This window comes from Streptomyces sp. YS415 (genome assembly GCF_023544665.1).
Taxonomy (GTDB): Bacteria; Actinomycetota; Actinomycetes; order Streptomycetales; family Streptomycetaceae; genus Streptomyces.
Window position 1 is genome coordinate 220,708 of record NZ_JAMJFL010000014.1, and the last position, 9,176, is coordinate 229,883.

Annotated in this window: 8 protein-coding genes; 4 read left to right on the top strand and 4 right to left on the bottom strand. The window is 71.3% G+C overall.

All coding sequences use genetic code 11. The features are described 5' to 3' along the window. Positions 1-34: 34 nt before the first annotated feature. A complete protein-coding gene (locus M8H82_RS20395) occupies positions 35-940 on the bottom strand; it encodes an NAD-dependent epimerase/dehydratase family protein (RefSeq protein ID WP_250076130.1) in 906 nt (301 codons plus the stop codon). Positions 941-1,051: 111 nt separating this feature from the next. Between M8H82_RS20395 and M8H82_RS20400 the strand changes: the two genes are divergently transcribed. The 4 genes from M8H82_RS20400 to M8H82_RS20415 all read left to right on the top strand — a co-directional run bounded on the left by M8H82_RS20400 (position 1,052) and on the right by M8H82_RS20415 (position 4,606). Then, on the top strand, positions 1,052-1,495 hold the full coding sequence (locus tag M8H82_RS20400) for an Lrp/AsnC family transcriptional regulator (RefSeq protein WP_250076165.1): 444 nt from the start codon (positions 1,052-1,054) through the stop codon (positions 1,493-1,495). Positions 1,496-1,524: 29 nt separating this feature from the next. After that, positions 1,525-1,896: a MerR family transcriptional regulator gene (locus M8H82_RS20405; RefSeq protein ID WP_250076132.1), complete on the top strand. Its 372-nt coding sequence runs from the start codon at positions 1,525-1,527 to the stop codon at positions 1,894-1,896. 5 nt (positions 1,897-1,901) lie between these two features. After that, entirely contained in the window at positions 1,902-2,216 is a 315-nt protein-coding gene (locus M8H82_RS20410) for a thioredoxin domain-containing protein (protein WP_250076134.1), read from the top strand. A gap of 176 nt (positions 2,217-2,392) precedes the next feature. After that, complete coding sequence (locus M8H82_RS20415) at positions 2,393-4,606, top strand: UvrD-helicase domain-containing protein (protein ID WP_250076136.1); 2,214 nt, start codon at positions 2,393-2,395, stop codon at positions 4,604-4,606. On the opposite strand, the gene glgB is transcribed toward M8H82_RS20415, so the two are convergent. The 3 genes from glgB to M8H82_RS20430 form a co-directional block, all read right to left on the bottom strand. Continuing rightward, a complete protein-coding gene (glgB, locus tag M8H82_RS20420; RefSeq protein ID WP_250076138.1) occupies positions 4,603-7,110 on the bottom strand; it encodes a 1,4-alpha-glucan branching enzyme in 2,508 nt (835 codons plus the stop codon). The two genes, M8H82_RS20415 and glgB, sit on opposite strands and share 4 nt — an antisense overlap. Beyond that, positions 7,107-8,537, bottom strand: a complete 1,431-nt coding sequence (locus tag M8H82_RS20425; RefSeq protein WP_250076140.1) for a maltokinase — start codon at positions 8,535-8,537, stop codon at positions 7,107-7,109. Before M8H82_RS20425 ends, glgB begins: the two co-directional genes overlap by 4 nt. A gap of 93 nt (positions 8,538-8,630) precedes the next feature. Continuing rightward, on the bottom strand, positions 8,631-9,176 hold a 546-nt coding region (locus tag M8H82_RS20430), incomplete at its 5' end, for an alpha-glucosidase C-terminal domain-containing protein (protein WP_250076142.1).

Below are 9,176 nucleotides of genomic sequence, written 5' to 3' on the forward strand. Positions count from 1 at the left end.
CGGCGGCGGCAGAGGCCGCGCACCTCCTGCGCACTCACGTCCCCAGCACCTCGGCGACAGCCTTCGGCAGCCACTGCCGTACGTCGCCGAAGGGGAAACCGAGCCGAGTGGCCCGGGCGTTGTCCATGCCGTAGGAGCGGGTGAAGGAGAACGGCGACACCTCACCGACCTCGACGCCCCGCAGCACCACCCTGCCCCCGGGCACCTGCGCCGCCACCGCCTCGCACAGGTCACCGGTGCCCAGCAAGCCGTGCGAGGCCGCGTTGACCGGTCCGGTGAAGTCCTCGCCCACCGTCCAGGCCAGGAAGTCGGCGATCTCCTCGACATGGATGTAGGTGGCGGGCCGGTTCACCGCCGGTACCGCGATCGGCGCGCCCGTGCGGATCCGCTCGGCGTAGTGCGCGAGCCGTCCCGTGAAGTCGTCGTCCCCGCCCAGGACATGGGCGACGCGCACGGCGACGTACGGGAAACCGGGGTCGGCGGCCAGGACCGCCTCCGCCTGCCGCTTGCCCTCGCCGTAATGGGTGTCGCGGAACTCCGGTTTATGCCAGGGCAGTTCGGTGTCGACCCGCACCGCGCGCGGGTTCACGGCCGCTTCCGTGACCAGGGCGGGGGAGTCCTCGTGCTCGTACACCTCGACCGTCGACGTCATCACATACCGGCGGGTGCGTCCGGTGAACACCCTGCGCGCGAGGACCGCTTGGCGCGGTGTGTAGCAGACCTGGTCGACCACGGCATCGAAGGTGCGGGAACCGAGCGCCGCCCGCAGGGAGTTCTCGTCGTCGCGGTCGGCGACGAGGTGGACGGTGCCCGGGGGTGGCGTCGCGGAACCCCGGTTGAGGACCGTCACGCGGTCACCGGCCGCCAGCAGGCGGCGGATCAGGCGCTTGCCGATATAGCGGTTGCCGCCGATGACCAGTACCTCTCGTGGCTTTTCCATGACCATAATTCTCTTGCTGGATGACCGCGTTCTGAAGGGGGAATCATGGGAGTTGAGGCGGCCGTGCAAAAAGAACCGCGGCGTCCGCGCGCCGCCGCCGAGGAAACCTCGGTGGCCTTCGACGCGCTCGACCGGCAGATCCTCGCGCTCCTCCAGACGGACGGCCGGATCAAGCTCAGCGAGCTGGGCCGCCGGGTGCGGCTCAGCCCGGCGGCGGTCACCGAGCGGGTGCGCCGCCTGGAGTCGGCAGGCGTGATCAGCGGCTACGGCGCCCACGTCGTCCCGGCCCGGCTCGGCTACGGCATCCAGGCGTTCATCCGGGTCGATCCGCACGGCGGCTACACCCTCAAGCACCCGAGGACCCTGGAGCTGATGGAACGCCCGGAGATCACCGAGGCGCACCATGTGGTCGGCGAGGACTGCTGGATCCTCAAGGTGGCTGTGCGGGACACGGTCCATCTGGAGGAGGTCCTGGAGGAGGTCTCCGCGCTCGGCCGGACGACGACGTCGATCGTGCTCACCTCCCCGGTGGAGCGCAAACCGCTGTTGCCTTGACGCCGGGGTCAAGGCTTACGTTCATCCGCATGCGAATCGGCGAGCTGGCCGAGCGGGCCGGGACGACGACCCGGACCCTTCGGTACTACGAGTCGCGCGGCCTGCTGCCCGCGCGGCGCACCGGCAACGGCTACCGGACCTACGACGAGAGCGATCTGCGGCTGCTGCGGCAGATCAGGACGCTCCAGGACTTCGGGTTCGACCTGGAGGAGACCCGGCCGTTCGTCGAGTGTCTGCGGGCCGGGCACCCCGAGGGCGACGCGTGCCCGGCCTCGCTCGCGGTCTACCGGCGCAAGCTGGACGAACTCGACGCGCTGATCGGCGAGTTGCAGGCCGTGCGGGCGCAGATCGGGGTGCGGCTCGCCCTCGCCGAGGATCCGAAGTGCGAACTGGGAGGGTAGCCGTGGTGAGTGAAGTGACCGACGCCGACTTCGAGAGGGAAGTCATCGGGTCGGACCTGCCGGTGCTGGTGGAGTTCACCGCCGACTGGTGCCCGCCGTGCCGGCAGATGGCGCCGGTGCTGCGTGCGCTGGCGACGGAGGAGGGGGAGCGGCTCAAGGTGGTGCAGCTGGACGTGGACCACAACCCGCTGACCACCAACGCCTACAAGGTGCTGTCCATGCCGACCTTCATGGTCTTCCGGGGCGGTGAGCCGGTGCGGTCCATGGTGGGGGCCCGGCCGAAGCGGCGGCTGCTGGAGGAGATCGCCGACGTGCTGTGAGCTGTGCGGCCCGTACGGAGTCAGCAGAAATCCCCCGGGTAATTGCGCCCGGGGGATTTCTTTGCGTATATTCAATGATTCGCGACTTCAAAAGAATTGGGTCGCGAGAAGCTGAGTAAGCGCAGTATATCCGGGCGGGAGTGGAATTGTCAAACAGCGAATTTCCGGACGATGAAATGCGCGGCGAGCAGGAATTCATCGACGGCCTGTACGCGCGCGTGGACGCGCTGCGCGGTGACACCGAGACCTCCGTGGCCGACGCGCTCGCCCAGGGCAACACGCCCATGCAGGCCCGTCTGGAGCGGGACATCCTCGTCGCCGAGCGCTCTGGGCTGCTCGCCGCGCTGAACGCGGTCGACGGCTCGCTCTGCTTCGGCCGGATCGATCTCGCCTCCGGAGTCAGCCATCACATCGGCCGGATCGGACTGCGCACCGAGGACGAGGCCCGCACCCCGATCCTCATCGACTGGCGGGCCGAGGTCGCCCGCCCCTTCTATCTGGCCACCGGCCACACCCCGATGGGCCTGCGCAGGCGCCGGCACATCAGCACCAGCGGCCGTACGGTGACCGCGCTGCACGACGAGATCCTCGACCTCGGGGACCAGGAGCGCACCGGCCACGAGGACCCCAGCGGGGACGCCGTGCTGCTCGCCGCCCTGAACTCCGCGCGCACCGGCCGCATGGGCGACATCGTGCAGACCATCCAGGCGGAACAGGACGAGATCATCCGCGCCCCGCACCGCGGAGTCCTGGTGGTGGAGGGCGGCCCCGGCACCGGCAAGACGGCCGTCGCCCTGCACCGGGCCGCGTATCTCCTCTACGAGCACCGGGAACTGCTCGCCAAGCGGGCCGTCCTGATCGTCGGCCCCAACCCCGCCTTCCTCGGTTACATCGGCGAGGTGCTGCCCTCGCTCGGTGAGACGGGCGTGCTGCTGGCGACGGTCGGCGAGCTGTTCCCCGGCGTACGCGCGAAGGCGGCGGACACCCCGGAGGCGGCCGCCGTGAAGGGCCGCGCCGACATGGCGGAGGTGCTCGCCGCCGTCGTACGCGACCGGCAGGCGCTGCCCGATCCGGTGATCGCGATCGAGCACGACCGCGAGATCCTGATGCTCGACGACGGCCTGGTGGGCGTCGCCCGCGACCGCACCCGCTCGGCGCGGCTGCCGCACAACGCGGCGCGGGAGTACTTCGAGGGCCACATCCTCAACACCCTCACCGACATGGTCGCCGAGCGCATCGGCACCGACCCCTACGACGGGACGAACCTGCTCGACCCGAGCGACATCACCCAGATCCGCGACGACCTCGCCGAGAACCCCGAGGTCTGGTCGGCCATCGACCGGCTGTGGCCGCTGCTCACCCCGCAGCGGGTGGTCGCCGACTTCCTCGCCGAGCCGGAAGGGTACCTGTCCGCCGCCGACGCGGCCGCCGTCCGCCGCCCGATGACCCGGGCCTGGACCGTGGCGGACGTCCCCCTGCTCGACGAGGCCGCCGAACTCCTCGGCGAGGACGACCGGGTGGCCCGGCTGCGGGCGGATCGCGAACGGGAGACGCAGATCGCCTACGCGCAGGGCGTGCTGGACGTGTCGTACGCCTCACGCACCTACGAGTTCGACGACAAGCACGACGAGGACTCGGAGGTGCTCTCCGCGCACGACATCATCGACGCCGAGCGGTTCGCCGAGCGGCAGGAGGAGGACGACCACCGCAGCGCCGCCGAGCGCGCGGCGGCCGACCGCACCTGGGCGTTCGGGCACATCATCGTCGACGAGGCGCAGGAGCTGTCGCCGATGGCGTGGCGCCTGCTGATGCGGCGCAGCCCGACCCGCTCGATGACCCTGGTCGGCGACCCGGCCCAGACCTCGGAGGCGGCGGGCGTCGGCTCCTGGTCCGGCATCCTCCGGCCGTACGTGGAGGACCGCTGGGAGCACACCCGGCTGGGCGTCAACTACCGCACCCCGGCCGAGATCATGGAACTCGCGGCGGCCGTGGTCCGCGCCGAGAACCCCGGGTTCGAACCGCCGAGTTCGGTGCGCTCGACGGGCGTACGGCCGTGGATCCGCGCGACGGACGACCTCCCCGGCGCCGTGGCCAAGGCGGTCGGGGAGCTGACCCCGGCGGAGGGACGCCTGGCGGTCATCGCCCCGCGCGACCTCCACCGCCGCCTCGCCGCCCACCTGGACGGCGTGACGGCGGACGCGGAACCGGACCTCACCCGGACCGTGGTCCTGCTGGACCCGCGGCAGGCCAAAGGCCTGGAGTTCGACTCGGTCCTGGTCGTGGAGCCCGGCCGCTACGGCACCAGCGACCTCTACGTCGCCCTGACCCGGGCGACGCAGAGACTCGGCATCCTGCACACCGGCCCGCTCCCGGCCGGCCTGGTCGGCTAGGCCGGCCGCAGCCACACCGTCGCCAGGGGCGGCAGGGTCAGGCGGATGCTGGTCGCCTGGCCGTGCCGGCCCTGGGGTTCGGGCTTCAGGGGGTCGGGGTTGGTGACGTCGCTGCCGCCGTACCGCGCGCCGTCGGTGTTCAGCGTCTCGTGCCAGGCCGGAACGTCCTCGGGGACGCCGAGGCGGTAGTCCTGCCGGACCACCGGCGCGAAGTTGGAGACCGCCAGCAGCGGCACGCCGTCGGTGTCGTAGCGCAGGAACGCGAAGACGTTGTCCTCCGCCGCGTCCCCGGCCACCCACCGGAAGCCGTCCGGACTGGTGTCCAGCGCCCACAGCGCCGGGGTGTCCCGGTAGACGGCGTTCAGGTCCCGGACCAGGTCGCGGACGCCCCGGTGGTCGGCCTCCGCCCCGTACGCCGGGTCCAGCAGCCACCAGTCCGGGCCGTGCGCCTCCGACCACTCCGCGCCCTGGGCGAACTCCTGCCCCATGAAGAGGAGTTGCTTGCCCGGGTGGGCCCACATGAAGGCCAGGTAGGCGCGGTGGGTGGCGCGCTGCTGCCACCAGTCGCCCGGCATCTTCGACACCAGCGACCGCTTGCCGTGCACGACCTCGTCGTGCGAGATCGGCAGCACGTAGTTCTCGCTGTAGGCGTACACCATCGAGAAGGTCATCTCGTGGTGGTGGTACCTGCGGTGGATCGGCTCGTGGGACAGATAGCCCAGCGAGTCGTGCATCCAGCCCATGTTCCACTTCAGGCCGAAGCCCAGACCGCCGAAGCCGCCGGGGCCCATGTGGTGGGTGGCGCGGGTGACGCCGTCCCAGGCCGTGGACTCCTCCGCGATCGTCACCACACCCGGCACCCGCCGGTAGACGGTCGCGTTCATCTCCTGGAGGAACGCCACCGCGTCCAGGTTCTCCCGGCCGCCGTGCACGTTCGGTATCCACTGCCCCGGCTCACGCGAGTAGTCGAGGTACAGCATCGAGGCGACCGCGTCGACCCGCAGCCCGTCGATGTGGAACTCCTCGCACCAGTACACGGCGTTCGCGACGAGGAAGTTGCGCACCTCGCGGCGCCCGAAGTCGAACTCCAGGGTGCCCCAGTCGGGATGCGCGGAGCGCAGCGGGTCCTCGTGCTCGTACAGCGGACGCCCGTCGAACTCCGCCAGCGCCCAGTCGTCGCGCGGGAAGTGCGCGGGCACCCAGTCCATCAGCACGCCGATGCCCGCCTGATGCAGCGCGTCGACCAGGAACTTGAAGTCGTCGGGCGTGCCGAGCCGCGCGGTGGGCGCGTAGAAGCCGGTGACCTGATAGCCCCAGGAACCACCGAACGGGTGCTCGGCGACCGGCATCAGCTCCACATGCGTGAAGCCCAGCTCCTTGACGTAGGCGGGCAGTTGCTCGGCGAGCTGGCGGTAGGTCAGCCCCGGGCGCCAGGACGCCAGATGCACCTCGTAGATCGAGAGGGGCCCCTCGTGCGCCGGTACCCGTCCGCGCCGCTCCATCCACTCCTGGTCGTGCCACTCGTGGTGCGAGGCGTGGATGATCGAGGAGGTGTTGGGCGGGACCTCGGTACGGCGGGCCATCGGGTCCGCGCGCTGGGTGCGGGAACCGTCGGGCCGGGTGATGTCGAACTTGTACAGCTCGCCCTCGCCTATCGCCGGGACGAACAGCTCCCACACCCCGGTCCCGCCCAGCGACCGCATCGGATACCCGGTGCCGTCCCAGAAGTTGAAGGTCCCGGCCACCCGCACCCCGCGCGCGTTCGGCGCCCACACCGTGAAGCGGGTGCCTGCGACGCCCTGGTGGGTCATCGGCTCGGCGCCGAGCGCCTGCCACAGCTGCTCGTGCCGGCCCTCGCCGATCAGATGCAGGTCCAGATCGCCCAGCGCGGGCAGGAAGCGGTAGGGGTCCTCGGTCTCCAGTTCCGAGTCCTCGTACGTCACGAGCAGCCGGTACTCCGGCACCTCCCGCAGCGTCAGCAGACCGGAGAAGAAGCCCTCGCCGTCGTCGTGCAGCTCGGCCCGCAGCTCCCCGGCGAGAACGGTCACGGACCGGGCGTACGGCCGGAAGACCCGGAAGGCCACTCCACCGGGCACCGGGTGCGCGCCGAGCACGGAGTGCGGAGCGTGATGGGTGCCGGCGAGGAGACGGGCCCGGTCGTCGGCGTCCACGGCGGGGGAGACGGCGACCACCGGCGCGGGCTCGCGCGCGGGTTCCGGTGCCGGCTCCGCGAGTTGCGCCTTGACGGACTTCTTGCCCGGGGCCTTGCTCCCGGGCGCCTTCTTCGCCGAAGTCTTCTTCACGGTGGGCGACTTGGCGCCGGGCGTCTTGGCGGTCGCCTTCTTCGCGGCCTTCTTCGCCTTCTGCACCGCGTCCTTCTTCGCGGCCGCCTTTTTCACGGACGCGGACTCTACGGCCGCCTTCTTCGCGACGCTCTTCTCCTCGGCCGTCTGCTCGGCCGACTGGTGCGGATCGGAACCGGGGGACGGGGGGCGGGGGGTCACGGGTGGAGCCTCCTCGACGAGGGTGAGATGAGCGGGGACGGTGCGCCGACGTCCGCGGCGAGACGGCGCACGGCCGACAGCGGGACCGGAAGCCAGTCGGGACGGTGGCGGGCCTCGTAGACGACCTCGTAGATCGCCTTGTCCGTCTCGCACGCCCGCAGCAGCACCGGATCGGTACGTGGGTCGACGCCGGAGATCTCGGCGTACCCGGAGCAGTACGCGGCCCGGCAGGTCTCGGCCCAGCCCGGCATGGCCGGCTCGGCCGAATGGGCGGCGTAGTCGAAGGAGCGCAGCATCCCGGCGATGTCCCGCAGCGGGGGCTGCGGCATGCGGCGCTCTGCGAGCGGCCTGGCCGGTTCGCCCTCGAAGTCGATCAGCGACCACTGCCCGGCCGGTGAGCGCAGGCACTGGCCGAGGTGCAGGTCACCGTGGACGCGCTGGGCGGTCCAGGTGCGACCCTCGGCCGCGAGGGTGCCCAGCGCCTCGAACGCGGACCGCAGCCCCGGCGCGTACGGCCGCAGCGCGGGCACCGCCTGCGTGGCCGAGTCCAGCCGCTCCAGCATGCCGTGGACCATCAGGTCCAGCTGAGTACGGCCGAGGGTGACGGTCGGCAGCGCGCGGGCCAGCGCGGTGTGCACCTCGGCGGTGGCCCGCCCCAGCGCCCGGGCCTCCGCGGCGAAGTCCTCGCCCTTGGCCAGCTCGCGAAGGGCCAGCTCCCAGCCGTCCGAGGCGCCCTGCACGAAGGGCTGGAGCACCCCGAGCACGTACGGCTCCCCGGACTGCTCGGCCCGGATCCAGGCCGTGGGCGCCGGGACCCGGGGGCAGCCCTCCCGGGCCAGCGCCAGCGGCAGTTCCAGGTCGGGGTTGACGCCGGGCACGACCCGGCGCAGCAGCTTCAGGATGAACGTATCGCCGTAGACGATCGACGAGTTGGACTGCTCGGCGGTCATCACGCGCGGTACCAGGCCCGGGCGGATCTCCTGGTCCTGCTCCCGCTCGAAGCGCAGCCCGCCGATCCGGGCCTGGGTGCGCAGGGCTTCCAGGAGCAGTTCGGCGGGCCGGGGGTCGTACAGGGCCTCGTACACCGTGCGTCCGGCGAGCGGGCCCTCCTCCACGTGTCCGATCAGCGCGGGCGCGAGCCGGGGCGGCAGCGCCTCGCGCGCGCCTATGAGGAGCTGGTAGCAGTCTCCGGGGTGCGTCTCGGCGCCGAGGGCGAGCGGCTGATGGGCGCGGACCAGCAGGTGGTACAGGCTCAGCTTGCCGTCCGAGGGGAGCAGTTCGGTGGCGGCGACCAGGGAGAACCCGGTGACCGGGCGGCCCTTTCCGGCGAACCACCGCTGCCGCGGGAGCCACTCCCGCAACAAGGGGTCCAGGGACGCAAGGAAACCCGGAGTGGAGGTGAGCGTACGGGTGACGGCTTCCGACATGACGTCGCGTCCTTTCCCCGGGGGGTGGTCGGGGTGTTAGTGATGCGTGCCCCGGGCGGGGCGGTGGAAACCGCCCCGCCGGGCTTGGGGGAGTCAGTTCTCCTTGCGGAGGCGGAACCAGTAGAAGCCGTGTCCCGCCAGCGTCAGCAAGTAAGGAAGTTCCCCGATGGCCGGGAAACGCACCCCGCCGAACAGCTCCACCGGGTGCCGTCCGCTGAATTCGCGCAGATCGAGCTCGGTCGGCTGGGCGAACCGGGAGAAGTTGTGCACGCACAGGACGAGATCGTCCTCGTACTCCCGCAGGAACGCGATCACGGCCGGGTTGGACGACTGCAGTTCGGTGTACGAGCCGAGTCCGAACGCCGGGTTCTGCTTGCGGATCTCGATCATGCGCCGGGTCCAGTGCAGCAGGGACGATGGCGAGGCCATGGACGCCTCGACGTTGGTCACCTGGTAGCCGTGGACCGGGTCCATGATCGTGGGCAGGAACAGGCGGCCGGGGTCGGCTGTGGAGAAGCCCGCGTTGCGGTCCGGTGTCCACTGCATGGGGGTGCGGACGGCGTCGCGGTCGCCGAGCCAGATGTTGTCGCCCATGCCGATCTCGTCGCCGTAGTAGAGGATCGGCGAGCCGGGCAGCGA

Coding starts and splice junctions, on each gene's coding strand:
- M8H82_RS20395 (WP_250076130.1), bottom strand. CDS start 940: ATGGAAAAGCCACGAGAGGTACTGGTCATCGGCGGCAACCGCTATATC.
- M8H82_RS20405 (WP_250076132.1), top strand. CDS start 1,525: ATGCGAATCGGCGAGCTGGCCGAGCGGGCCGGGACGACGACCCGGACC.
- M8H82_RS20415 (WP_250076136.1), top strand. CDS start 2,393: ATGCGCGGCGAGCAGGAATTCATCGACGGCCTGTACGCGCGCGTGGAC.
- M8H82_RS20425 (WP_250076140.1), bottom strand. CDS start 8,537: ATGTCGGAAGCCGTCACCCGTACGCTCACCTCCACTCCGGGTTTCCTT.